At 67.6% G+C, this 26,254-nt stretch carries 19 protein-coding genes; 9 read left to right on the top strand and 10 right to left on the bottom strand.

Annotated features, from left to right (window positions below):
* Positions 1–65 precede the first annotated feature (65 nt).
* Entirely contained in the window at positions 66–1,085 is a 1,020-nt protein-coding gene (locus QPK27_RS20205; RefSeq protein WP_290419971.1) for a DUF4380 domain-containing protein, read from the top strand.
* Between the two features lie 2 nt (positions 1,086–1,087).
* Here the strand turns inward: QPK27_RS20205 and QPK27_RS20200 are convergent, their stop codons facing one another.
* The 5 genes from QPK27_RS20200 to QPK27_RS20180 form a co-directional block, all read right to left on the bottom strand.
* Positions 1,088–1,972: an SMP-30/gluconolactonase/LRE family protein gene (locus tag QPK27_RS20200; protein ID WP_290419991.1), complete on the bottom strand. Its 885-nt coding sequence runs from the start codon at positions 1,970–1,972 to the stop codon at positions 1,088–1,090.
* Positions 1,973–1,986: 14 nt separating this feature from the next.
* A complete protein-coding gene (locus QPK27_RS20195) occupies positions 1,987–3,375 on the bottom strand; it encodes an MFS transporter (RefSeq protein WP_290419970.1) in 1,389 nt (462 codons plus the stop codon).
* Between the two features lie 72 nt (positions 3,376–3,447).
* Positions 3,448–5,034, bottom strand: coding sequence for an aldehyde dehydrogenase (NADP(+)) (locus tag QPK27_RS20190; RefSeq protein WP_290419969.1), 1,587 nt, complete (start codon positions 5,032–5,034; stop codon positions 3,448–3,450).
* A gap of 2 nt (positions 5,035–5,036) precedes the next feature.
* The gene (gene kdgD, locus QPK27_RS20185) at positions 5,037–5,948 is read right to left on the bottom strand and encodes a 5-dehydro-4-deoxyglucarate dehydratase (protein ID WP_290419968.1); all 912 of its coding nucleotides are present in this window, start codon (positions 5,946–5,948) and stop codon (positions 5,037–5,039) included.
* A gap of 109 nt (positions 5,949–6,057) precedes the next feature.
* Positions 6,058–6,801, bottom strand: coding sequence for a FadR/GntR family transcriptional regulator (locus QPK27_RS20180; RefSeq protein WP_290419967.1), 744 nt, complete (start codon positions 6,799–6,801; stop codon positions 6,058–6,060).
* Positions 6,802–6,983: 182 nt separating this feature from the next.
* Here QPK27_RS20180 and QPK27_RS20175 point away from each other — a divergent pair, with 182 nt between their 5' ends.
* The 6 genes from QPK27_RS20175 (at position 6,984) to QPK27_RS20150 (ending at position 16,738) form a co-directional block, all read left to right on the top strand.
* Positions 6,984–7,727 carry a rhamnogalacturonan acetylesterase gene (locus QPK27_RS20175; RefSeq protein WP_290419966.1) on the top strand — a complete coding sequence of 248 codons (744 nt, stop codon included), beginning with the start codon at positions 6,984–6,986 and terminating at the stop codon, positions 7,725–7,727.
* Positions 7,724–10,864, top strand: coding sequence for a pectinesterase family protein (locus QPK27_RS20170; RefSeq protein ID WP_290419965.1), 3,141 nt, complete (start codon positions 7,724–7,726; stop codon positions 10,862–10,864). Before QPK27_RS20175 ends, QPK27_RS20170 begins: the two co-directional genes overlap by 4 nt.
* A 115-nt stretch (positions 10,865–10,979) precedes the next feature.
* Positions 10,980–11,678 carry a FadR/GntR family transcriptional regulator gene (locus QPK27_RS20165; protein WP_290419964.1) on the top strand — a complete coding sequence of 233 codons (699 nt, stop codon included), beginning with the start codon at positions 10,980–10,982 and terminating at the stop codon, positions 11,676–11,678.
* A gap of 328 nt (positions 11,679–12,006) precedes the next feature.
* Complete coding sequence (locus QPK27_RS20160) at positions 12,007–14,823, top strand: TonB-dependent siderophore receptor (protein WP_290419963.1); 2,817 nt, start codon at positions 12,007–12,009, stop codon at positions 14,821–14,823.
* Positions 14,824–14,931: 108 nt separating this feature from the next.
* On the top strand, positions 14,932–16,080 hold the full coding sequence (locus QPK27_RS20155) for a polysaccharide lyase family 1 protein (RefSeq protein ID WP_290419962.1): 1,149 nt from the start codon (positions 14,932–14,934) through the stop codon (positions 16,078–16,080).
* 229 nt (positions 16,081–16,309) lie between these two features.
* Positions 16,310–16,738: a GNAT family N-acetyltransferase gene (locus QPK27_RS20150; protein ID WP_290419961.1), complete on the top strand. Its 429-nt coding sequence runs from the start codon at positions 16,310–16,312 to the stop codon at positions 16,736–16,738.
* 56 nt (positions 16,739–16,794) lie between these two features.
* Here QPK27_RS20150 and QPK27_RS20145 read toward each other — a convergent pair whose 3' ends face one another.
* The 5 genes from QPK27_RS20145 to garD all read right to left on the bottom strand — a co-directional run bounded on the left by QPK27_RS20145 (position 16,795) and on the right by garD (position 23,359).
* Positions 16,795–17,556: an SDR family NAD(P)-dependent oxidoreductase gene (locus QPK27_RS20145; protein ID WP_290419960.1), complete on the bottom strand. Its 762-nt coding sequence runs from the start codon at positions 17,554–17,556 to the stop codon at positions 16,795–16,797.
* An 83-nt stretch (positions 17,557–17,639) separates the two neighbouring features.
* Entirely contained in the window at positions 17,640–20,087 is a 2,448-nt protein-coding gene (locus tag QPK27_RS20140) for a family 43 glycosylhydrolase (RefSeq protein ID WP_290419959.1), read from the bottom strand.
* On the bottom strand, positions 20,084–20,971 hold the full coding sequence (locus QPK27_RS20135; RefSeq protein ID WP_290419958.1) for an aldose 1-epimerase: 888 nt from the start codon (positions 20,969–20,971) through the stop codon (positions 20,084–20,086). The genes QPK27_RS20140 and QPK27_RS20135 overlap by 4 nt, the downstream gene beginning before the upstream one ends.
* A 4-nt stretch (positions 20,972–20,975) precedes the next feature.
* Positions 20,976–21,794: an NAD(P)-dependent oxidoreductase gene (locus tag QPK27_RS20130; RefSeq protein WP_290419957.1), complete on the bottom strand. Its 819-nt coding sequence runs from the start codon at positions 21,792–21,794 to the stop codon at positions 20,976–20,978.
* 23 nt (positions 21,795–21,817) lie between these two features.
* On the bottom strand, positions 21,818–23,359 hold the full coding sequence (gene garD, locus QPK27_RS20125; RefSeq protein ID WP_290419956.1) for a galactarate dehydratase: 1,542 nt from the start codon (positions 23,357–23,359) through the stop codon (positions 21,818–21,820).
* Between the two features lie 239 nt (positions 23,360–23,598).
* On the opposite strand from garD, the gene QPK27_RS20120 reads away from it, so the two are divergent.
* Positions 23,599–25,005, top strand: a complete 1,407-nt coding sequence (locus QPK27_RS20120; RefSeq protein ID WP_290419955.1) for a glycoside hydrolase family 105 protein — start codon at positions 23,599–23,601, stop codon at positions 25,003–25,005.
* Positions 25,006–25,017: 12 nt separating this feature from the next.
* On the top strand, positions 25,018–26,253 hold the full coding sequence (locus QPK27_RS20115) for a DUF4861 family protein (RefSeq protein ID WP_290419954.1): 1,236 nt from the start codon (positions 25,018–25,020) through the stop codon (positions 26,251–26,253).
* The last annotated feature ends 1 nt before the right edge of the window (position 26,254 follow it).

Below are 26,254 nucleotides of genomic sequence, written 5' to 3'. Positions count from 1 at the left end.
TCATCGTATTCACGGCCCGGCTGCTGCATTACACTGGGCGGCATCGTTCTTGAACAGAGGTTCCGATGTCCATCTTCCGCTACGTCGCCCCGGCGCTGGGCATCGCTATTGCTCTGGCGACCAACGGCGCCTACGCCCGGCTCCCGGTCCATCATCTCGACAATGGCACGATCCGCGCCTCGGTTACCGAAGCGATTGGCGGACGGCTGCTGTCCTTCGGCCTGGTCGGGAAACCGAACTTCTTGCTGGTGAAGGAAACGGCGGGCGATCCGCACGCTCCGGTCGACGCGACCACGAACAACATCGGCTACCTCGGCCACGAAGTCTGGATCGGTCCACAAAGCCAGTGGTGGCAGCACCAGAGCGTGAATCCGGCCCGCGCCGCCGCGAAAGCGCCATGGCCGCCCGATCCCTACCTGAGCCTCGCCAGGTATACGATCACATCGCACAGCGACCGCCAGATCGAACTGGATAGCCCCGCCAGTCCGGTCAACGGCATCGCCCTGCGCAAGCGCTACTCCCTGGTCGAGGGCCAGCCGAACACGCTGGAACTGCAGGCCGACGCCACCAACCGCCGCGCCACCGAGGTCGCCTGGGACCTGTGGTTCAACACTCGCGTCCGGCCCGACACCATGGTCTACGTGCCGGTCGCCGCAAAGGAAGACGTGCGCATCGAACCGGCCGCCGCGCTGCCGTACAAACTGCAAGACGGCGTGCTGTCGCTCGACCTGCCGCAGCGTGGCCAGGCGGCGCGCAAGGGCAAGCTGTTCGCCCAGCCGTCCGCCGGGTGGATGGCCGGCTTCCACGGCGGCCAGGCCTTCATCGTGCAGTTCGCGCACCAGCCACGCGCCGCGATCCATCCGGAACAGGGCCAGGTCGAGCTGTACCTGGACGCCGATCCGGCGACGCCGGACCAAGGCCTGCTCGAGATGGAAGTGCACGCGCCCTACCTGCGCCTGGCGCCGAACGAGAGCATGGCGGCATCCGAGCGCTGGACCATCCTGCCCTACGACGGCCCGGCCACACGCGAAGGACACATCGCTTTCCTGCGCAAACAGGCCGCGCGCCTCGGGCTGGACGGCTGACCTCAGGCGCCGAACGGCGTCTCGGCAATCCCCTGCACGCCGGGCCGCAGCAACAGCACGGCCCCGGCGTCACCCTCGGAGCCACCGGCTCCGGCCGGATCGATCGACGTCACCAGCAGCGTCTGCAGATCCGGCCCGCCGAACGCGCACATCGACGGTTTCGCCATCGGCAGCGCGATCTCGCGATCAAGCGCTCCTTGCGGCGTGAAGCGCTGCAGCAGCCCGCCGTCGTTGGCGCAGGTCCAGTAGCAGCCATCGGCATCCACCGCCGCGCCATCGGGCCGCCCTTTCTGCTGCGCCAGGTCGAGGAACACGCGCTCGCGCGACGGCAGCCCGGCCTCGATGTCGTAATCGTAGGCCCACACCACGCGCCGCCGTGGATGCGAATCGGACAGGTACATGGTGCGACCGTCGGGCGAGAATGCCAGGCCGTTCTGGGTCAGCAGCCGCGTGACCACCGGCCCATGCAGGCCGCCGTCACGGCTGTAGCGATACAGCCCGCCGACCTCGCGCGCGGCGCCCATGTCCATGAACATGGTGCCGCTCCAGAACCGCCCCTGACGGTCGCAGCGCCCATCGTTGAAGCGCATCCCTTCGCCCAACTCGTGCGGCGGCGGCGCGGCAAGGCGCTGCGCCGCGACGCCGCCATCGTCGTTCAGGTCGAGGTGGTAGATGCCGGTCTCCATCCCCGCCACCAGTCCACCACCAGCCGCCGCTGCAATGCAGGCCACCATCTCGTCGGCCTGCCAGCGACGTAGCGCACCGTCGGCATGCGCCATGCGCCAGATGCGGCGCGCCGGAATGTCGACCCAGTACCAGCTTTGTTCGCCCGCGTGCCAGATCGGGCATTCGCCGGTGGCGCAGTGCACGCCGGCGATTCGTTGCATCTCCATCGCTGTCCTTACAGGTGAGTGATCTCGCTGTGACGCGGCACCAGCGCCTTCATCACCAGCCACGCCACCATATAGGCCAGGGCGCAGATCGAGAACATGATCATATACCCGGTCTGCAGCTGGCCCAGCGCGCCGTAGTGGTCGAACAGCCAGCCACCGAGCTTGGTGAGCAGCACGCCACCCAGGCCGCCGGCCATGCCGCCGATGCCGACCACCGAACCGACGCTGTGTTTCGGGAACATGTCGGAGACGGTGGTGAACAGGTTGGCCGACCAGGCCTGGTGCGCCGAGGCGCCAATGCCGATCAGGATCACCGGCAACCAGAAGCCGAGGTAGCCGAGCGGCTGCGCCAGCAGCACCACCAGCGGGCACAGGGCGATGATCAGCATCGCCCGCATGCGGCCCTGGTAGATGTCGGCGCCGCGATTGAGGAAGTACGTCGGCAGCCAGCCGCCGCCGATGCTGCCCACCATTGTCATGCTGTACAACACCGCCAGCGGCACGATCATTTCGGTGCCGGACAGGCCGTAGTGGGCCGACATGTACTTTGGCAGCCAGAACAGGAAGAACCACCACACGCCGTCGGTCATGAACTTGCCGAAGGCGAAGGCCCAGGTCTGGCGGCAGCCGAGCAGCTTGAACCACGACGAGCGCTGCGCCACCTCGCAGGCGCCGGCCGGCGTCGCGGCGTCGCTGTTGATGTACGCCAGCTCGTCGCGGCTCAGGCGGGGCTGGCGCTCCGGCGCGTCGTACAGCCAGATCCACAGTCCCATCCAGAAGAAGCCCACCGCGCCGACCACGATGAAGGCCGCCTGCCAGCCCCAGAACTCGGCGATCACCGGCACCGACAGCGGCGCCAGGATCGCGCCGACGTTGGCGCCCGAGTTGAAGATGCCGGTGGCGAACGAGCGCTCGCGCTTGGGGAAGTATTCGGCGGTGGCCTTGATCGCGGCCGGGAAGTTGCCCGCCTCGCCGATCGCCAGCACCGCGCGCCCGATCATGAAGCCGGCGATCGAGACCGGCACCACGGCCAGGCCGACCGCCGTGAACACGGTATTGACCGCTTCGCCGATGGCGATCGCGTAGGCGTGGCCAATGGCGCCGAGCGACCAGACCACGATCGCGAGCACGTACGCGCGCTTGGTGCCCATGCGGTCGATCACGCGGCCGGCGAACAGCATCGAGATCGCGTACACGAACTGGAAGGTGGCGGTGATGTTGGCGTAGTCGGTATTCGACCAGCCGAATTCCTCGGTCAGGACCGGCGCCAGCAGGCTAAGCACCTGGCGGTCGAGGTAGTTGATAGTGGTGGCGAAGAACAGCAGGGCGCAGATCGTCCAGCGATACTTGCCCACCACCGTTTGTGGCGGTGCGAGGGTGATGACTTGCTGATTCATGGTGATCAGTTCTTTTCAAGTGTGATGCAGCCGGTGTCTCCCCCGGCTGGTGCTGCAATCGAAGCTACTGCGTTACGCTGCCCCTCCGACTTTCAATGTCCCGTCCAGCAGGCGCGCCAGGCCGAGCGGGTTGTCGTCGCTCAGCTCTTGCGGCAACAGGCTGGCCGGGATGTTCTGGTAGCACACCGGACGCAGGAAGCGGTCGATCGCGCTGGCGCCGACCGACGTGGTGCGGCTGTCGCTGGTGGCCGGGAACGGGCCGCCGTGCACCATCGCATGCGAGACCTCGACGCCGGTCGGGAAGCCGTTGAACAGCACCCTGCCCGCCTTGCGCTCCAGGACCGGCAGCAGCCTGGCCGCCAGCGCATGGTCGCTTTCCCCCGCATGGACGGTGGCGGTGAGCTGGCCGTGCAGCGCTTCGGCGGCGCGCAGCAGCTGCTCTTCGTCCGTGAAGCGCACCAGCACCGCGGCCGGGCCGAACACTTCGTCTTCCAGCGCCGGGTTGCCCAGGTAGGCATCGGCGTCGCACACGTACAGCGCGGCGCGCGCGGCGCAGCCCTGCCCTTGCTCGCCGCCCTGGGCCGCCAGCTGCAGGCCGTCGAGCGCGCCGAACCTGGCGATGCCGCTGTTGTAGGCTTCGTGGATGCCGGCGGTGAGCATGGTGCCGGCGGCCTTCGCGGCCAGCGCTTCGGCGGCGGCGGATACAAACGCATCCAGGTCGCTGCCGGCTAGCGCGAACACCAGGCCCGGGTTGGTGCAGAACTGGCCGACGCCGAGCGTGAGCGAATCGACGAAGCCCTGCGCCAGCGTGGCCCCGCCGGCCTGCAGCGCCGACGGCAAGAGGAACATCGGGTTCACGCTGCTCATCTCGGCATACACGGGAATCGGCTCGCTGCGCGCGGCGGCGGTGCGCATCAGCGCGGTGCCGCCCTGGCGCGAACCGGTGAAGCCGACCGCCTTGATCGCCGGATGGCCCACCAGCTGCTGGCCGACGGTGCGGCCGTCGCCGAACAGCATCGAGAACACGCCTTCCGGCATGTCGCACTCGATGGCGGCGCGCTGCACGGCTCGGCCGACCAGCTCCGAAGTGCCCGGGTGGGCGCCGTGGGCTTTCACCACCACCGGGCAGCCAGCGGCCAGGCTTGACGCGGTGTCGCCGCCGGCCACCGAGAACGCCAGCGGGAAGTTACTGGCGCCGAACACGGCGACCGGGCCGAGGCCGATCTTGCGCAGGCGCAGGTCGGGACGCGGCGGCGCGCGGTCCGGCAGCGCGCTGTCGACCGTCGCATCGATAAAGTAGCCATCGCGGACTACCTTCGCGAACAGGCGCAGCTGGTTCACGGTGCGCATCCGCTCACCCTCCAGGCGCGCCTGCGGCAGGCCGCTCTCCTGCATCGCGCGCTCGATCAGCTGCGGGCCGACGGCCAGGATCTGTTCGGCGATCGCTTCCAGAAACCGGGCGCGGCGTTCGAGCGGCAGCGCGCGGTACGGGTCGAACGCTTGCTGCGCCAGCGCGCAGGCGCGCTCGACGTCGTCGCCGCTGGCTTGGCCGAAGGCCGGTTCCAGGTCGGCGCGGGTGGCCGGGTTGTAGCCGAAGGCCTGGCCGGCGCTGCCGCGCAGGCACGCGCGGCCGATGATCATTTCACCGAGGATCGACATGATCACAGCACTCCGTTCTTTTGCAGCAGTGCCAGCAGCATCGCGTCTTCTTCGGCCGTCAGGTCGGTGAGCGGTGGACGCACGGGACCGGCGCCATGGCCGACCAGACGCGCGCCGGCCTTGATGATGCTGACCGCGTAGCCGGCCTTGCGGTTGCGGATCTCCAGGTACGGCAGGAAGAACTCGTCGATCAGGCGATTCGTGGTGTCGGTATCGCCGGCGGCAGTGGCGTGGTAGAAGTCCATCGCCATCTGCGGCACGAAGTTGAACACTGCCGACGAGTACACCGGGGTGCCCAGTGCCTTGTAGGCGCCGGCATACACTTCGGCGGTCGGCAGGCCACCCAGGTAGCTGAAGCGGTCGCCCATCTTGCGCCAGATCGAGACCATCAGTTCGATGTCGCCATTACCGTCCTTGAAGCCGATCAGGTTCGGGCAGCGGTCGGCCAGCTTGGCCAGCGAGTCCGGGGTCAGGCGGCAGTTGGCGCGGTTGTAGACCACCACGCCGATTCTCACGGAGCGGCACACCGCTTCGACGTGGGCGATCAGGCCGTCCTGGCTGGCTTCGGTCAGGTAGTGCGGCAGCAGCAGCAGGCCCTTGGCGCCCTGGCGCTCGGCTTCCTGCGCGTGGGCGATCGCGGTGCGGGTCGGGCCGCCGCAACCGGCCAGGATCGGCACCTTGCCGGCGCAGGTGTCGACCGCGGTCTTGATGATCTGGCCGTACTCTTCGCCATGCAGCGAGAAGTATTCGCCGGTGCCGCCGGCCGCGAACAGCGCGGTCGCGCCGAACGGCGCAAGCCATTCCAGACGCGCCGCGTAGCCGCGCGGGTCGAAGTCGCCCTGGGCGTCGAAGTCGGTGATCGGGAAGGACAGCAGGCCGTGCGACAGGACTTGCTTGAGTTCGTTTGGTTGCATTGCGGGGTCTCCAAGGGTCTGTGTTGTTGGACTGATCTGACGTCATGGCGTCAGGTTGTAAGTCATCGTACAACCCAATTGGTTGGACCGCAAGCAAAAAAACGAATTTTTAGTTGAGCTTGCTCTCCAGGCGGCGCTGCGCCTGCAGCAGGCGTTCGCGGCTGTTGGACAGGTGGGTGCGCATTGCCGCGCGCGCCGCTTCCGGGTCGCGCCGCTCGATGGCGCGGAAGATGTCGTCGTGCTCGCGGCTGACGCGCTCGAGGAAATCGGCCGGCTTGTCTTCGGCCCGCACCGACTGTTCCAGTACCGGCGTGTTCAGTCGCGCGCGCGGGATGATGGCGTTGCCGAGCCGCTCGAGCATCTCGACGAAATAACGGTTGCCGGTGCCTTGCGCGATCAACAGGTGGAAGCGCTTGTCCGCTTCCACCGCCGACCTGCCCTCAGCCATCGCCTGCTGCATCTCGGCCAGCGCCGCGGCCAGCTCGTCGACCTGGTCTTCGCTGCGGCGGCTGGCCGCCAGGCCGGCGGTCTCGGTCTCGATGCCGATGCGCAGTTCGAGGATCGACAGCACGTCGCGCAGGGTCAGGATGTTCTCGGCTTCGAGCCCGAGGTTGGGCTGGGCGCGCTCGATCACAAAGGTGCCGATGCCGTGCCGGGTCTGCACCAGGCCGGCCGCCTGCAGGTGCGAGATCGCCTCGCGCACCACGGTGCGGCTGACCCCGTGCTGGCTCATCAGGGACGACTCGGTCGGCAGCTTGTCGCCCGGCTTCAGGGTCCCCTGGCGGATGGTGCCGCTGATCTGCTCGACCACGCCCTGGGCGAGGCTGCGGTGCTTGCGCTGGGGAAGATTCATGGTTCGTCTACGTAAAATGACAGGATGGGCGCGATTATACGCGAATGAATAGTTGCCGATATCGCTAGTTGTAGGACATCTCATTTACCTGTACTCATGCATGGAACATGCTGGTTAGGCCACGTTGCGCAATTGGCCCAACCAAACTAGAATCAGCGAACATAAAAAATCCAGGAGACTCCATGCCGTTCGCCCGCCCTCGCTCCCTGCTGCCCGTGCTGCCCTTCTTGTTTGCTGCTCAGGCCTGGGCGGCGCCGGCGTCCCACGATCGCGTGATCCTGGTCGGCGATTCGACCATGGCCAGCACCACCGGCTACGGCGACGCGCTGTGCGCCAGGCTCACGCCGGAAACCGCCTGCCTGAACCTGGCGCGCGGCGGACGCAGCTCGGGCAGCTTTCGCGCCGAGGGACGCTGGGACGAGGTGACGCGCCTGCTGCGCGACGGCGCCGGCTACCGCCGCACCTATGTGCTGATCCAGTTCGGCCACAACGACCAGCCGGGCAAACCGGGACGCTCAACCGACTTCGCGACCGAGTTCCCGGCCAATATGACGCGCTATGTCGAGGAGGCGCGCGCCCTGGGCGCGGTGCCGGTGCTGGTGACGCCGCTGACCCGCCGCAGCTTCAAGGCCGGCTACGTGCACAACGACCTGGCGCCATGGGCCGGCACGGTGCGCCGCATCGCCGCCGTCACCAAGGCGCCGCTGGTCGACCTGAACGCCCTGTCCCTGGCCGCGGTCCAGGCCATGGGGGAAAAGGAGGCGGACCAGCTGGCCCGGGTCGGCGCCAACTTCGATTACACCCACGTCGGACCGGCCGGCGCCGAGCGCTTCGCCGACATCATGGCGCGCGAGCTGGTGCGCCAGGTGCCGGGACTGAAACCTGCCTTCGCGACCGAACTGACCGCCGCGCGGGGTGCACAATGAACGCCGCCGCTGCGGCGCTCGCCCTAGCCATCGCCAACCCGGCCACCGAACCGGTCGCCGCCCCCGCCGCCGTCACCGAGCGCCAGCACGCGCCGGCCGATGGCTGGGCCGCGCAGGAAGGCGGCACCCGTGGCGGCGCAATGGCCGCCGCCGCCCACGTGTACACGGTGCGCGACCGCGCGCAGCTGGTGAATGCGCTGGCGGCGACCGCGCCGGCGCGCATCGTGCGCGTGGCGGCGACCATCGACATGAGCGAAGGACGTCCGTTCGCCGACAGCGCCGACCAGGCCCGGCGCGGCGTGGTGCGCATCCCGTCCAACACCACCCTGCTCGGCGTGGCGCCGGGCGCCGGCTTCGCCAACGCCAGCCTGATGGTGGCAGGCGTCGAACAGGTGATCGTGCGTCACCTTGCGATCCGCAACCCGTGCGACGTCGGCCCGCAATGGGATCCGAAGGACGGCGCCAAGGGCAACTGGAACTCCGAATTCGACGGCATCACCGTGCGCGACGCGCGCCACGTCTGGATCGACCATAACAGCTTCACCGACGCGCCCGAGACCGACGACCGCGCGCCAATCGTCAACGGCAAGATGAAGCAATGCCACGACGGCGCGCTCGACATCACCCAGGGCTCGGACCTGGTCAGCGTCACCTACAACCACTTCGCCCAGCACGAGAAGAACATGCTGATCGGCGCCGGCGACCGTTTTACCGGCGACCAGGGACGTTTGCGCATCACGCTCAAGGGCAATCTGTTCGAGGACGTCGCCGAACGTTCCCCGCGCGTGCGCTATGGCCAGGTCCACCTGCTCAACAATTACTACGTGGGCGACCGCGGGCGCGCCGTCTATCGCCACGGCTACAGCATCGGCGTGGCGCACGCCTCGCGCCTGATCTCAGACGCCAACGCCTTCGAAGTGGCGGGAGCGAGCGGCTGCGCCCAGATCGTGCGCGACCCGGCGTCCAGCCCCGGCCTGTTCGCCGACCGCGGCTCGATCCTCAACGGCCAACCGTTGTCGGGCTGCCCGTTCGGCGGCGACGCCGGCTGGCGCGTTCCCTACGCGTTTGCGGCGCTGCCGGCGCAGGCAGTGGCGCAGCACGTGCGCGCCAATGCCGGCCCGCGTCCCGCGAGCGCCGCCGCCGGCGGCCTCGCCGAAGCGCGCCTGACGCCGGCCGCCGGCGCGCCGTTTGTGCTGCGCGCGCGGCGCCAGGCCAACGGCGACTGGCAAGGCGTCAGCCTGCAGCTGGTCGATGGTGGCGACACGCTGCAGGTCGAACTGCTTGCCGCGCGTGGCGGCGCCGTCGAGCGTCTGAAACAGGTAAAACGCACGATCCCGCCGGGCTCCGGGCCGCTGGTATTCGGCTTCGCCGCCGACAACGGCCAGCTGCAGGCGCTGGTGAACGGCGAGCGCGTCACCAATGCGCTCGCCACGCCGCTGCCGGCCGAGCAACCGCTCGACTGGGACGCGGGCGTACACACCCTGCTCGACTTGCGCAGCAGTCCCGCCGGAACTGCGCCGGCGCGCCTCACCGCGCAGGTGGCCGGCGGGCGCCTCGCGCTGCAGGCCGGCGATCCGGCCGACAGCGTTGCCATCGGCGGCGCATCGGACTTCAGCGCCGTCGGCGCCGATCCGCGCATCGCGACGGTCGAGGTCAAGGACGGCGCCGTGCAGGTGACGCCGCGCGCCATCGGCAGCACGTCGGTCACCGTGCGCAGCGCGAGCGATCCGTGGGCCGAGACCCGTTTCGCAGTCGTGGTCGGCGCGCCGTTCGCGATGCCGCGATCGGCCTCCGGCAGCATCGCGATGCGCCCGGCCGCCGGCGAGCGCGGGGTGCCGCCCGACACCCCGCTGCGCCTGACGCTGCCCGACGGCGCGACGCTCAGCGGCGAAGGCAGCGTGCGCGTGCTGCGTAAGCGCGACGGCAAGCTGGTCGCGATCGTGCGCGCGGGCGACGCCGTCACCGCGCTCGGCCCCGCGCCGCGCCGGCGCCTGGTGCGCCAGCATCCGATCCGCCTCGCCGGCAATGAACTGCGCGTGCGCCTGCCGCAGGCGCTCGACTACGACACCGACTACGAAGCCGTGGCCGAGGCGCGCCTGGTGCGCGGGGCGGCGTTCCAGGGCGCGCGCTGGACCTTCCGCACCACGCCGCATCGTCCGGTCGGCGACAGCATCACGGTCGACGGCGAGGGCCGCGCCCACTTCCGCACCGTGCAGGGCGCGCTCGACCACGCCATGTCGCTGCCGCGCGCCAGCGCGATCACGATCAACGTGCGCGACGGCGTCTACCCCGAATTGCTGTACCTGCGCGACAAGGACAACGTCACGCTACGCGGCGCCAGCCGCGAAGCGACCATCATCCGCGCCGCCAACAGCGACACGCTCAATCCCGGCTCCGGCACCGGGCAGGAAGCAGGCGTGCCAGGACTGCTGGGCGGACGCTCGCTGTTCCTGGCCCAGGACAGCGACCTGCTCGAGATCCGCGACATCCTTCTCCACAACAGCACGCTGCGCAGCGACGGCCACTCGGCGCAGGCCGAAACGCTGTACTTCAGCAGTCCGGACGGGCGCCTGGCGGTACGCAACGCCCACTTCCTGAGCGAGCAGGACACGCTGCAGTTGACCGGCTACAGCTGGTTCCATAAATCGCTGGTGGAAGGCAATGTCGACTTCATCTGGGGGAACAACCGCGCCGCCCTGTTCGAGGACAGCGTGATCCGCAGCATCGGCGATAGCGCGCGCCCCGACAGCGGCGGCTACATCGTGCAGGCGCGCACCGTGGGCCCCGACCAGCCGGGCTTCGTGTTCCTGCGCTCGCGCCTGACCCGCGGCGCCGGCCCGGCCGGCAACCTGCCGCTCGACGGCAGCGCCTACCTGGCGCGCTCGCCCGGCACCGCCAACACCTGGGACAACGTGGCCTTCATCGAGTGCACGGTCGGCCCGCACATCGCCGCCGATGGCTGGCTGCGTCGTCCGCTGCCCAATCCGTTGCACGGTGGCTGGCGCGAGTACGGCAACCGCGGCCCGGACGGCCAGGCGCGCAGCTACGGCGGCTTCGTCCTCGACCAGCAGGCGGCGGCGCGCCTGTCGAACCGCGCCGCTGTGTTTGCCGGCCGGGCATGGAATCCCCAGCCGTAGTACGCTGCGCCATGCAGCCCAACTATTTACTTAGCCCACTTGCAACATTAACCGTGGCAAACTAAGATTCGCTAGTTTTGGCAGCGGCTGCCAATATTCCAGGACGAACCGATCAATGAAGAAGACCCCAGCGCCCAATGAACCAAGCACCAACGAGCCGCGGCTATACCGGGTCGTGGCGGCCAGGATCGAAGACCTGATCCGCGCCGAGAACATCCGCGCCGGCGAGCGCCTGCCGGCCGAGCGCGAACTGGCCGCCAAGCTGGGCGTGAGCCGCACCTCGCTGCGCGAAGCGCTGATCGCCCTGGAACTGAGCGGCAAGGTCGAGGTGCGCGGCGGTTCGGGCGTCTACGTCAGCGAGCAGGTCGCGCCGCAGGCCGACGTTCCGACCGCCGGCCCGGGTCCGTTCGAGGTGCTGGCGGCGCGCCGCCTGATCGAGGTCGAGATGGCGGCGATGGCCGCCAGGCACGCCAGCGATTCGGCGATCGACGCTATCCTGGTGGCGGTCGAACAGATGGAGCAGCACCACGAAGACCGCAGCGGCAACGAGTCGGCCGACCGCAACTTCCACCTGGCGATCGCGCGCGCCACCGGCAACAGCGCGATGGTCGGCGTGATCGAATACCTGTGGAGCCAGCGCGGCTCGCTGTGGCACAAGCTGAAGGAACACTTCCAGACCGAAGAACTGCGCCAGCAGACGCTGATCGACCACCGCGCCATCTTCGCCGCCATCGCTTCGCACGACGTGGCCGGCGCGCGCACCGCCATGCGCGCCCACCTGGACCGCGTCACGCGCACCTTCTCGCGCGGCTGATCCGCGCCGCATTCGCGCAACGTTCGCGTTCATCCACACCCACTCGGCCGGCGCAGACCGGCCGATCCCGCGCCTCCCCTCCTCTGCCACTGACGTCGCGGCTCGTCAATGCAGCTGCCATAGTTCGCCGATTCGCCACACGTCCGGATAGACCAAAATAATCTGGCTCGTCCAGATTGATTAAGCGGTCGGACCAGTTTACAATTGTTTTCATACCAATCAATCGCGGGGCCTGGCGCCGTCCGCGCTTGCATTGCGCCCGCAGGCGACCATGCGCGATCCGGAGGCACATCCGGACGCATCTGATGATTACAGCTGGAGACATGCAATGACCAACCACCGGACCGCGGCCAGGCCGCGCCTTATCCTCACCACCATCGCAGTCGCCGCCATGATGCTGGCGCAGCAAGCGTCGGCACAGAACCAGGACACGTCGACCCAGCGCGTCGAAGTCACCGGCTCCTCGATCAAGCGCCTGGCGACCGAGAACGCCCTGCCCCTGACCACATATAAAGCCGAGGAACTCACCAACCAGGGCCTGACCACGATGTCCGAGGTCGCGGTGGCGCTGACGGTGGCCGCCACCAACGAACCGGTGGGCGGCGGCGGTGGCGGCACCATGATCAATATGCGCGGCCTGAACACCAACCGCACGCTGGTGCTGCTCAACGGCCGCCGCCTGGCCAACGAAGCGCTGGGCGCGAGCTCGGTCAACGTCGACGTGATCCCGATGGCCGCCATCGAGCGCGTGGAAGTGCTGCGCGACGGCGCCTCGGCCCTGTACGGCACCGACGCCATCGCCGGTGTGGTCAACTTCATCACCAGGCGCTCGGTGCAGGACGTGACCCTGCATGCCAGCACCGTGCAGCCGGAGCAATCCGGCGGCGGCGACCAGAAACGCGTGACCATCGTCGCCGGCAAGGGCGACCTGGCGACCGACGGCTGGAACGTGTACACCGCCTTCAGCGCCCAGCGCCGCGAATCGCTGCTGCAGCGCGACCGGCCGCAGATCTGGGACGCCGACAAGCTGGCCTCGCTCGGCGGCACCCCGTTCACCTCGAACACTTCGGGCGGTTCGGCCTCGCCCGCCAACTTCACCATCTACCGCAACGGCCGCCCGGCCGGCATCACCGGCAACCCGTACTTCGCGTCCGGCTGCGTAGCCCCGGGCCTGCCGCAGACCACGGTGCCGTCGACCCGCACCAACGCCAACGGCGCCAACACCTGTATCCTCGACCCCGGCATCTATCCGCAGCTGCTGCCCGAGAACCAGCAGGTGACGCTGTTCACCAAGGCCAGCCTGGCGCACGGCGAAGGCAAGATGCTGACCGTGGAACTGAACCTATCGCGCTCCTACATCGACGCCATCAGCCCGCCGCAGCCGTTCGGCGCCAACACCGACTACGACCGCCTGACCGCCTCGCGCCGCCCGCTGATGATCACCAAGGCCAGCCCCTGGTATCCGGGTGGCAGCGGCGGCGTGCCGGCGGTGGCCGGTCTGAATGGCGAAGACCTGGCGCTGACCTGGATGCTGGACGAACTGGGCGCCGCCAAGCTGCACGACGTGCAGACCAACCACCGCCTGGTGGTGGCCGACGAAGGCCAGGTCAAGGGCTGGGACTACCGCGTCGGCGCTTCCTACGGCTACAGCCACCGCGACAGCGGCTTCAAGGAGAACTTCGTGCGCACCCCGGCTGTGTACGAGGGCGTGGCCAAGGGCATCCTGAACCCGTTCGGCGCCCAGGACCAGGCCGGCCGCGACTACCTGGCCAGCATCTCGGCCGACGGCCAGAACTTCCGCGAAGCCGACGTGCGCTACTACGGCGCCGACTTCAACCTCAGTCGCACGCTGATGGACCTGCCGGGCGGCGCGCTCGGCATCGCGGTCGGCGGCGACTGGCACCGCGAGACCTTCGAGGAAAACGCGACCATGATCGGCGACGAGGTGGTGTGGCGGGTGTCCGGCTCGCCCGGCAACAACCCGAGCGGCCAGCGCCGCGTGTCCGGCCTGTACGCCGAACTCGACGCGCCGGTGACGAAAGACCTGAACCTGAACTTCGCGGTGCGCGGCGACCATTTCAGCGACTTCGGCTCGACCTTCAACCCGAAGGCCAGCTTCCGCTACCGGCCATTCAAGGCGCTGATGGTGCGCGGCACGGTCAGCACGGGCTTCCGCGCACCGACCCTGCCGGAACTGTACGGCACTCCGCGCACCTTGACCCCGTCGACGTCGAGCTGGGATGATCCGCTGCTGTGCCCGAGCGCGACGCCGAACGTGGCCGGCTCCGGCACCCTGACCACCGACCCGCGTTACGCCGGCCTGGGACTGGATCCGGAACGCGTCTGCAATACGCGCCTGACCACGCTGGTGGGCGCCAATCCGGACCTGGAGCCGGAAAAGTCGAAGACCTATACGGTCGGCTTCGTGATCGAGCCGGTGAAGAACTTCGTGGCCACGATCGACTTCTGGAAGATCGACATGAAGAAGACGATCGCCCAGATCAACGAAGACTCGATCTTCGACAACCTCGATCGCTATCAGGACCTGTTCGTGCGTAACGCCGACGGCACGCTGCAGTACATCACCAAGACGCGCCTGAACATGGGCGGCCTGAAGACCCAGGGCATCGACCTGAGCCTGAACTACATGGTCTCGACCAGGAACTGGGGCCGCTTCGGCTTCGCGCTCGACGGCACCTACACGGACAAGTACGAAGGCCAGAACGACGAAGGCAGCCCGTGGGTGGACAGCGTCGGCCGCATCGGCGCGCTGGCCACCGGCTCCACCTCGGCCAACACCTACATCTTCAAGTGGAAGCACACGGCGCGCGTCAACTGGAGCTACGGCCCGTTCTTCGCCCAGTTGACGCAGCAGTATTCGTCGACCTACGAGGACACCAATGCCCTGCCGACCCAGCAACCCGGCCAGCCGTTCTACAACGTGATCGCGCCGTACCGCGTGTACAACCTGTCGACAACCTACAAGGTGACGCCGAAGTTCAAGCTCGGCGTCGGCGTCAATAATCTGTTCGACCACGATCCGCCGCTCTCGAACCAGCGCCTGTCGTCGCGCGTCGTGTTTGCGCAGAATATCGCCAAGCCGATCGGACGCGCCTTCACGGTGCGTGCCGACTACACGTTCTGAGTGCGGTAGTCGTACCGGGTGCGGGATGGATTGGCTTCGCCTTCCATCCCGTTTTTTCTTGTTCATCTGAGTCGCGCGCCTTGGCCCGTGCGCGACGGCCGGAGTCTTATGAAGCACATCCTATCGACCGTTATCCTGTGCGCTGCCGTCGCCGGTTGCGCGAACGTCGCGCCATCGCCTTCATCGTCCCCGCTGGCACGCCAGGTAGCGCCGGCCGACGGCTGGGCGGCGCAGGCCGGCGGCACCCGTGGTGGCGCCGATGCGCCTGTCGCCAACGTCTTCACCGTGAGCGATGCCGCGCAGCTGCGCAAGGCGCTCGACAAATCGGTCGAGGGCAGCCGCATCGTGCAGGTCTCGGGCGTGATCGACATGAGCGAAGGCCGGACGTTTGTCGACCATGCCGACCAGTCGCGCCGTGGGCGTGTCGTGCTGCCGTGGCGCACCACGCTGGTCGGACTGGGCGCGCAGTCCGGCTTCGTCAACGCGCATCTGCACGTGGCCAAGGTCGAGCAAGTCATCATCCGCAACCTCAACCTGCGCAATCCCTGCGACGTCGCGCCGAAGTGGGATCCGGAAGACGGCGATGGCGGCTGGAACGCGGAGTTCGATGCCATCTCGATCGTCGCCGCGCGCCACGTCTGGGTCGACCACAACAGCTTCACCGACGCCCCGCTCACCGACGACAAGCTGCCGACCGAGAACGGCAAGACCCGCCAATGCCACGACGGCGCACTCGACATCCGCGACGCGAGCGACTACGTGACCGTCTCGTACAACCACTTCGCGCTGCACGCCAAGAACATGCTGATCGGCGCCAGCGACAAGGCCGAAGGCGACGCCGGCCACCTGCGCATCACCATCAGTCACAACCTGTTCGAATACGTCGCCAGCCGTGCGCCGCGGGTGCGCTTCGGCCAGGTCCACCTGTTCAACAATTACCATGTAGGCGATCGCAAGCATCCAACCTACCGCCACGGCTACAGTGTCGGCGTGGCCAAACTGGCGCGGATCCTGTCGCATGCCAATGCGTTCGAGATCGCCGGCGCACGCACCTGCACCGACGCCGTGAAATCGTTCGCGAGCGGTGCGGATGCCGGGAGCTTCAGCGACCAGGGTTCGCTGCTCAACGGCGCGCCTCTTGCGCCCTGCGGTGCGAATCAGGCACCGTCCTGGAACGTGCCCTACGCATTCACGCCGCTACCTGCTGCAGCCGTTCCGGCCCACGTACGTGCCGGCGCGGGGGCCGGCAAGCAATAACGCGTCAAACCTATCCATCGCGCTAGCAATTTCCAAGCTGGTGTCAGGTCCGACAAATGGACGCGAACTGATCATTAAATCCCGCCTTCATATTCTTGCCGTATTCGAACTTCTGCTCAGTCCGTGTCGACTTGTCGGATCTGACACCGCTATTTGCGATAGGGAAGTTGCTGAAGTTGAACTTAGCGTTCAGAATAAGTGACTTTTCCTCAGCAATAATTGTCGACAAATGGAAATTATCTTTTCGACGGAGGCACCTGCCGCCCAGTCCTTCAAGCGTCTCTACGACACGACAAATTGGGGGCCGGTCGAGCGAGATGTTGGATTTTATGCCGACGCGTTGCGCGGTTCGTGGGCTTTGGTTGCGGCCTACGATGACGACAGGTTGATTGGATTTGCGCGCGCAATTTCGGATGGCAAGCTACATGCATTTATTACCGAAATGATCGTGGACCCGGCATACCAACGCCGCCGGCTGGGAGAGCAGTTATTGAAGCTGCTTGTTGAACAGTGCCACGCATCGGGCATCACGGACATTCAACTTTTCTGCGCAAAGGGCAAAGCGGACTTCTACGTGAAGAACGGCTTCTCCAAACGCCCGGATGATGCGCCAGGCATGCAATATATCCCTGGCGTCCGTAACCCGCAGCACTCGTAACGCGCCAGACCGTTTTCACGGAGGGCCGTTACGAGCAGCTAACGACTGGGCAAGCCTTACTGCGGCGGCTGCCCATTCGACGCCATCAGCCCGGCATCGACCGGCAGGTTGACGCCGGTGATCAGGCGCGCATCCTCGCTCGCCAGGAATGCCATCGCCGCCGCCACGCCCTCCGCATCCTCCGGCGCGCCAAGCGGCATGCGTTCCTTGAACTTGGCAACCAGTTCGGGATCGCTCACCATGTCCTCGGTCATGCCGGTTTTGGTGAAGCTCGGATTGACGGCGTTTACGCGCACGCCATCCTTCTCCGCATCCATCGCCATCGCGCGCACCATGTTGCTGACCGCGCCTTTCGAGGTGTTATAGGCGAACATGTTCCAGTCGCCCCCGAGGCCCGACACGGACGAGGTCATGACGATCGAGCCGCGCGCTTTCACCAGTTCCGGCATCGCCGCCTTGGCCATGTGGTAATAGCCGGCCACATTGACCGACATGACGCGGTCGAAGTCTTCTTCGCTCGTCTTGGTGATGTCGCCTTCAGTGGCGACGCCGGCGTTGTTGACCAGGATGTGCAGCCCGCCGAACTTGTCGACGGCGGCCTTGACGGCGGCGGCAGCGGTGGCCTTGTCGGCGGTGTCGCCGACCTGCACCACGATGCGGTCCTGCGGCAGTTGTGCGGTTGCTTCCTTCAGCTTCGCTTCGTCGATGTCGAGCATCACGACACGGGCGCCTTCGTCCAGGAATCGGCGCGCGGCTGCCAGGCCAATGCCGGAAGCGGCGCCGGTGACCAGGACGGTTTTTTCGTTAAAACGGTTCATGCTTCCCCTTTCAAACCAGATTGCATAGACGATAAGATTCGTAGACCGACCTTATCACAGCCATGCAAATCCGGTTTTTCGGTTCAGGGAGTGATGCGCACGTCATCGACGTCGGCCCAGGCGCCCTGCGCACCGGTGGCGAACAGGCCGACCTGGGCGCCGACCCAGCGGCCCATGGCGGCATCGAACGGCTCGCCGACCGTCGTGAAGCTTACGCCGTCGGTACTGTACGAGAAAGCGACACGCGCGCCGTGGGTGACGTGCGTGCGTAGCGTGGCCGCGTAGCCGGGTAGCGACGCGCCCAGGATCTCGGCACAGGCGCCATCCTGCTTGCAGCGCACCGACACGATGCGTGGCTGGCCATCGACGCGCCGCACGCCGAACCAGTCGCTGGCCAGTCCCATGATGCCAAGGCCGACCTGGTCGCCGTCGCGCTGTGCGCGCAGTTCTACCCGCGCCGTGACGCCGAAGGCCGGACCAGGAAACTTCTGGGTCAGCACCGATGGCAGCGCGCGCACCGGCATCGCCGGCTGGGCGAACAGACGCAGATGACCACTACGTGCATCCAGCGCATGCCAGCCAGGCTGCGGATTGGCCGCCCACTGCCACTGCGGTCCCAGCGCTGGTCCATCGAACTCGTCGCCGATGAGCGGTTCGCGCCGCGCAAAATCACCCGGCACCGGCTTGGCATGCTCCAGCACCGGCTGGCCGACGCCCGGCTTGGCGGACGGCTCGCCGATCAGCGGCCAGTCGTCGATCCAGCGCAGCGGCTGCAGGTGGACCACACGGCCGTAGGCGCGCCGGTCCTGGAAGTGGAAGAACCAGTCGTTGCCCTGCGCCGTCGTGACCCAGGCGCCCTGGTGCGGGCCGTTGATGCCGGTCGCGCCCTGCTCCATCACGATGCGGTCTTCGTACGGGCCTTCGATGCGGCGCGAACGGAACACCGATTGCCATCCGTGCTCGACGCCGCCGCTTGGTGCGAACACGTAGTACCAGCCGTTGCGCTTGTACAGCTTCGGGCCTTCCAGCGTGCGGTAACCCGGCAGGCGGTTGCCGTCGATGACGACCTGGCCCTCTCCGTCCAGCAGGCTGCGGCCGTCGGGCGCCATGCGCCGCAGCGTCAGCACGTTGTTGAAGCCGGCGCGGCTCTTGGCCCAGGCGTGGATCAGCCAGGCCTTGCCGTCGTCGTCCCACAGCGGCGCCGGGTCGATGATGCCCTTCCCCGGCAACAGCAGGTGCGGCGCGCTCCATGGCCCACGGAAGTCGGTGGCCGTGGTGACGTACACGCCGTGGTCGGGATCGGGATAGAAGATCCAGAAGCGGCCGTCGTGGTGGCGCAGGCTCGGGGCCCAGACGCCCTTGCCGTGCTGCGGCGTGGCAAAGGTGGTCGTCGGCACCAGCTGCGGCACGGCGTGGCCGACCAGTTCCCAGTTGATCATGTCGCTGGAGGTCAGCAGCGGCAGGCCGGGCGCGTTGGCGAAGCTCGACGACACCATGTAGTAGCGGTCGCCGACGCGGATCGCGTCCGGGTCCGAATAATCCGCATGCAGGATCGGGTTGCGATAGCGGCCTTCGCCCAGGTCGGGCGACCACGGTGCGCGCGGCGCAGGCTGACCCAGGATGCGGCCAAGGAAGCGGTCCATCGCGTCCACCGTCGGCGCCAGCCACGGATCGAACAGCCAGAACGAATGCGGCGCGCCGGCCAGCGCCACGGTGTCGGTGGCGATACCGTGCGCGCCCAGCCGGGCTGCCAGTGCTTCGCGTCCGACCGAGAAACGCGGCACGGAACTGATGATGAACTGCACCGGCGGACTGTCCTTGCCGGCGTGGGTCAGGGGCGATGCTTCGCGCCACGGCGCCGGGTTGTCGGCGTAGCGCCCGCCGAACCAGGCCCCGGCCGCCGACGGCTTCTTGGCCGGATCGTCCTCGTGGCGCCGCGCCTCTTCGGAAGTGAAGTCGGACAGGCCGTCGATGTTGACGATCGCGCGCACCTCGCGCGGGCGGGTCATGCCGACCAGCGCCGCGATCTGGCCGCCGGCCGAGCCTCCGGCGATGGCAACCCGCGCCGGATCGAGCCCGAACCCGGGCGCCTGCGCGCGCAGCCAGTCCAGCGCCGCCTTGACGTCGTCGATCGCCGCCGGATAGCGGGCCTGACCGGAGAGTCGGTAGCTGACGGTGGCGGCTGCATAGCCGCGTGCGGCAAGACGCGCGGCCAGCGGCGCCATATTGGTCCGCTCCCCGCTGCTCCAGCCGCCGCCATGCACCAGCAGCACCAGCGGCGCCGGCTTAGCATCAGGCGCGGGCAGGTACAGGTCGAGCGCCAGCGCCAGCTCGCCGCGCCGCACGTACACCAGGTCCTTGCGCACGCGCACCGGCGCCGGCGCTTCGGCGCTGGCGATGCGGATGAAGGGATAGTCGCGCTCCAGCTTGCGGTAAGTGGTTTCGGCGTTGTACGGCGCTTGGGCCAACGCCGGCGCGGCGATGGCAATGGCGGCGAGCGCGAACGCCCGGCGCAGGCGCAGGCGCATCATGCCGGCCCGCCGCGGAACACGCAACGCCGGCGCAGCGTGGCGCCAGGCGCCAGCACGCTCAAGCCGGGATAGCCGGCCAGATTGTGCGCATTGATCGGATGGTCGACCGGCTCGAAGCAGAAGAAGTCGCGCCCGGGCGGCGCGTACAGAATGAAGTAATCCATGTCAGCCTCGATCTCGAGAGAGACGCCACGCGCCGGCCAGGCGATGCGCGCGCGACCAGGCCAGCCCTCGAACACGTGGTCGACGCCATCCGGCGGCAGCGCGGCCGGAACATCGAAACGCCAAGGCAACGGCACGGCGCCGCGTTCCACGGGCAGCTTGTCGGCCCCGCTCATCCACACGCTGGCGGCAGCCGCGTGCAGCACTGCGCCGCCAGGATCGGGCATCCAGGGATGCAGTCCGATCCCGAACGGCAGCGCGGCCGCACCGGTGTTGGTCACTGCAAGGTCGACCAGCAGCGCGGGTCCGTCGAGCGTGTAGCGCAACCCGGCGTGGTAGGAAAACGGCCCGGCATCGGCGCGCGCCAGTGTGAGCAGCAGTGACGTATCGGTACGCGAAGAAACCTGCCACGGCTGTTGCCAGCCATCGCCGTGGATCGGACACGGCTCGCCGTCACGGTTCGGCGCAGGCACATGGCGGTCGCCCTCGAACATGAATCCCGACGGCGCCATGCGGTTCGACCAGGGCAGCAGCGGAAAGCAGGCCAGCTGCCCCGGCAACGGGATACCTTCGACATCGGCAGGCAGCGCGCGCAGCACCGGTTCGGGCTGCGCGCCGCCAAGCCAGTCCAGCCGCGCCAACCCGCCGCCCACCTGCGGCACGACCTCCGCCAGCAGGCTGTCGTTGCGCAGGCGCATGCGCTCGATCAGCCGCCCGGTCATGCGCTCAGTATTGCGGACCGTCGAGCAGGAACTTCCCGCCCTGGTACATCGTGGTCACGTCATCCTTGGCCGGATACTCGGACGTGTCCGGGAACAGGTGCGCGAACTTGGACGAGCTGTCCTTCGGCTTGTAACCCAGGTGCGACGCCAGGCGGTTGTCCCACCAGACGCTGTCGTTGTCCGACACGCCGTAGACGATGGTGTGGCCGACGCGCGGCGCGAACAGCGCGCAGCGCAGCAGTTCGGTCAGGTCGTCGTACGACAGATAGGTGCTCATCATGCGCTTGTTGGCCGGCTCCAGGAAGCTCGAGCCGATGCGCACGCACACGGTCTCGATGCCGAAGCGGTCGAAGTAGTAGCGCGCGATCTGCTCGCCGAACACCTTCGACAGGCCATAGTAGCTGTCCGGGCGGGTCGGCGAATCGGCGTCCAGCACCGTGGTCACCGGGTGGTAGCCGATCGCGTGGTTCGAGCTGGCGAAGATCACGCGCCGGGTGCCGGCCTTGTGCAGCGCCTCGTACAGGTTGGCCACGCCGAGGATATTGGCCTGCATGATCGGCTCGAACGGCTTCTCGGTCGAGATGCCGCCGAAGTGCAGCACCGCGTCCACGCCGTCCAGCAGCGCCAGCACGGCTTCCTTGTCGGCCAGGTCGCACCGGACCACCTCTTCGCCCTCGCCCGCCGGCGCCATCTCGGCCACGTCGGACAGGCGCACCACCTCGGCCCACGGCTTGATGCGCTCGCGCAGCACCTTGCCCAGGCCACCGGCGGCGCCGGTCAGCAGGATGCGCTTGAAGGGTTTGATCTTTGCTGCTTCGGTCATTCGGGTCTCCTCTTGTATCTTGTTCAGGTCACTGGCGCGGGATTGAACAGCGCCAGCGCATTATGCAGCTTCCAGTGTTCGGCCCATGTCTTGCGCCCGCTGGCCACGTCCAGGATCAGGCGGAACAGCTCCCAGCCGACGTCCTCGATGGTGGCGGCGCCGCTGGCGATGCTGCCGGCGTCCAGGTCCATCAGGTCGTGCCAGCGCTGCGCCAGTTCGGTGCGGGTGGCCACCTTGATCACCGGGACCGCCGCCAGGCCGTACGGCGTGCCGCGCCCGGTGGTGAAGATGTGGACGTTCATCCCGGCCGCCATCTGCAGCGTGCCGCAGATGAAGTCGCTGGCGGGAGTGGCGGCGTAGATCAGGCCTTTCTGCTGCAGCCGGTCGCCGGGCGAGAGCACGCCGGTAATCGCCGTGCTGCCCGACTTGACGATCGAGCCCATGGCTTTTTCGACGATGTTCGACAGCCCGCCCTTCTTGTTGCCGGGCGTGGTGTTGGCGCTGCGGTCGACGCCGCCGCGCACCAGGTAATCGTCGTACCACTGCATCTCGCGCACCATCGCCTGCGCCACCTCTAGCGTGGCGGCGCGCGCGGTCAGCTGGTCGATGCCGTCGCGCACCTCGGTCACTTCGGAGAACATCACGGCGCCGCCGGCGCGCACGATCAAATCCGTGGCAAAGCCCACCGCCGGATTCGCGGTCACGCCCGAGAAGGCGTCGCTGCCGCCGCACTGCACGCCCACCACCAGGTCGGACGCCGGGCAGGTTTCGCGCTTGCGTGCATTCAGTTCCTGCAGGTGCTTTTCGGCGGTGGCCATCAGCGAATCGATCATCGACATGAAGCCGACGTGCTGGCCGTCCTGCAGCGTCACCACCGACGGCGCGCCGGTGCCGATCGGGATGGCGCCGGCCGGGAACAGCCGCGCGGGCGGCAGCTTCTCGCAACCGAGGCTGACCACCATCACGCTGTCGCCGAAGTTCGGGTTCTTCGACAGGTTGCGGATGGTGCGGATCGGGATGTCGGCGCCGGGCGCGTCGATCGCCACGCCGCAGCCGTACACGTGTTCGAGCGAGACCACGTCTTCCACGTTGGGATAACGCGGCAGCAGTTCGGTCTTGATGCGCTGCACCGCGTAGTCGATCACGCCGGACACGCACTGCACGGTGCTGGTAATGGCCATGATGTTGCGGGTGCCGACCGAGCCGTCCTTGTTACGATAGCCCTCGAACGTGTAGCCTTCCAGGCGCGGGCCGGCGTCCACCGCATGGGTGCCGACCGGCAGGTCGTCGAGCGAGCGCGCGGCCGGCATGCGCAGCACGCGCTCGGAGACCCAGCTGCCGCGCGCGATCGCGCCGTCGGCATAGCCGATGGTGACGCCGTAGCGGATCACGGCGTCGCCGTCGGCCAGGTCGTATAGCGCCACCTTGTGACCCTGCGGCACGCCTTCGAGCAGCACCAGGCCGTCCGGGAAGACGGTGCCTGCGGGCAGGCCGCCGTCATTGACGACGATGGCGACGTTGTCGCTGGCCTGCATGCGGATGGTGCGCGGAACTTGGTGGTTCATGTTTCTTGGCCTGTCGGTTGGCTTGTGTGAGTTGGGAGATTCAACGGTTCATTTTTAGTATGCCATAAATAAATCGAATGCGGCTAGTCCACCTTGCGATTTTGGCCGGACCAAATTAGAATGGCCTGACCAAAACGCAATAACACGGCGACCACGGGACCACCCGGGCGCTGGCAAAACCTGCATCACAAGAAAAGCAGTACCGATATCCGGTAACACAACAAAGCGATTGGAGACACATGAAAGGCCCCACACTGCACCTGCTTGCAGCCCTGCTCGGCTGCGCGCTCGCCTGCGGACCCGCCCTGGCCGAGGGCAAGTACCGTAATCCCGACAACAGCAACCTGGGCGACCCGGGCGAAGGCACCTATCCGATCCCGTATAAAAAGCCGGTGGTGGCCGAAGTCACGGCCCAGCTGCAGGCGATCCGGGGCTTCATGGACCGCGCCACGCCGACCCGCATCGTCGGCAAGAAGAGCGGCCAGCCGATCACCGACATGAAGAACCCGGTCGCGGACGCCGTCTTCGAGAAGAGCGCGGGCGACTACGGCATCCAGGTGTACGAGATGGGCGTGGTCCATTCGGGCCTGCTCAAGGCGGCCCAGGTTACCGGCGACGCCGGCTTCACCGGCATGACGCGTCGTCACTTCCAGTTCTTCAACGACACCCTCCCTTACTTCCGCGCCCAGGAACAGAAGTTCAAGCTGGAGCGCGCCAACAGCTTCTCGCGCTTCCTCGATCCGCGCTCGCTCGACGACAGCGGCTCGATGTGCGCGGCCCTGATCCGGGCGCGCCTGGCCAGGGTCGGCCCGGACCTGAAGCAGATGATCGACACCTGCAGCGACTGGGTGGCCAAGCGCCAGTTCCGCCTGGAAGACGGCACCATGGCGCGCAAGCGTCCGCAGGAAGTCTCGCTGTGGGCCGACGACATGTACATGTCGATCCCGGCGCTGGCCGAGATGGGACGCCTCACCGGCAAGCGCGAGCACTTCGATGACGCCGTCAACAACGTGATCGGCATGTCGAGCCGCATGTTCAATCCGCAGCTGGGCCTCTACACCCACGGCTGGCACGCGAATCACCCGGATGCGCCACGCTTTTACTGGGCGCGCGCCAATGGCTGGGCGGTGCTGGCCATGTCCGACCTGCTCGACGTGCTGCCGAAAGACCATCCGGGCTACCCGAAAGTGCTGGCGCAGCTGCGCGCTTCGCTGAAAGGCATCGCCGAACTGCAAAGCGGCAGCGGCCTGTGGCACCAGATGCTGGACCGGAACGACTCGTATCTGGAGACCTCGGCCAGCGCCATCTTCACCTATGTGTTCGCGCACGCGGTGAACGAAGGCTGGATCAGCGCCACCACCTATGGCTCGATCGCGCAAACCGGCTGGAACGCCTTGAGCACGCGGATTACTGCGCTGGGCCAGGTCGAAGGCACCTGCGTCGGCACCACCCTGGCCAGCGACATGGTCTATTACTACCACCGCCCGACCAGCGTCGACGCCCTGCACGGCTACGGCCCGATGCTGCTGGCCGGCGCCGAGATCATCCGCCTGGTGACGAATCCGCAGTTCGAGATCCAGCACAAGGTGCGTACCTATCACTACCTGCCCAAGGGCGGGACCACCGACTACCGCGAACACCACTGATCCGGGGGAACCATGCAACGACTTTCAATGGCAGCGGCGCTGGCCACCTTGCTGGGGGCGCCGCTCGCCCTCGGCGCGCAAGCGGCGTTCGCGGGCGACCGCGTCGCGGTCACCGTGCAGCACGACCTGTCCATCGCGCGCCCGTCCGAAACCATTTCGATCCCATGGAAGGACGTCAACGCCGCCCTGCCCGGCGCCATGATCCAGAAGATCGCGGTCAAGGACGCATCCGGCCGCGTGCTGCCGCACCAGGTGACCAACATCGCGCCGCAGGCGAAAGACCCGAAGAACGAAGGCATCGCCTACGGCGAGCTGCTGTTCCAGCACAGCTTCGCCGCCGGCGAAAAGAGCGCCGGCTTCACCATCGAGCGCATCGATGGCGTGGCGCCGCCGTTCCCGATCAAAGCGTTCGCACGCCAGGTGCCGGAACGGCTCGACGATTTCGCGTGGGAGAACGACAAGATCGCGCACCGCACCTACGGCCCGGCCCTGGCAGCACCGGCACCGGCCGGCGTGGTCAAGGAAGTGCTGGTGACCAGTGGCCTGGATATCTGGTTCAAGCGGGTCGACTACCCGATCGTCGACCGCTGGTACAACAAGGGCCATGACCACTACCACAAGGACCAGGGCGAAGGCATGGACATGTACAACGTCGGCAAGTCGCGCGGCGCCGGCGGCAGCGGCGTGTGGGACGGCAAGACGCTGCACACCGGCGTGAACTACGCCAGCTACAAGATCCTGGCCAACGGCCCGATCCGCGCCGTGTTCGAGCTGCACTACGCGCCGTGGGACGCGGGCGGACGCCAGGTCAGTGAAGTCAAGCGCTTCACGGTCGATGCCGGCCACTGGCTCGATCGCATCGACAGCACCTTCACCACGGGCGCCGGCGACAATGCGCCGCTGACCGTCGCCATCGGCCTCAACAAGACCCCGGGCGACAAGGGCCAGGAACCGAAGATCCAGACCGTGCGCGAAGGCAAGGTGCTGCTGCAGTGGGTCGAACAGAAGAGCAACGACGCCTTCGGCACCGCGGTCGTGCTGCCGTCGGCCGAAGGCTTCGCCCAGGACGCCCTGAATGAACTGATCGTGGCCAAGGCCACGCCCGGCCAGCCGCTGCGCTACTACGCCGGCGGCGCCTGGAGCCGGGCCGGCGAGATCACCAGCCGCGCCAGGTGGACCCAGGTCACGCAGGACATGGCTGCCCGCGACGCCAGCCCGGTGCGCGTCACCCTCGCACGACAACCGTAAG

It is taken from the genome of Massilia sp. YIM B02443 (assembly GCF_030411955.1).
Taxonomy (GTDB): Bacteria; Pseudomonadota; Gammaproteobacteria; order Burkholderiales; family Burkholderiaceae_D; genus Telluria.
Note: the sequence above shows the minus strand (reverse complement) of the source record. Positions and strands in the feature narration are given on the sequence as shown.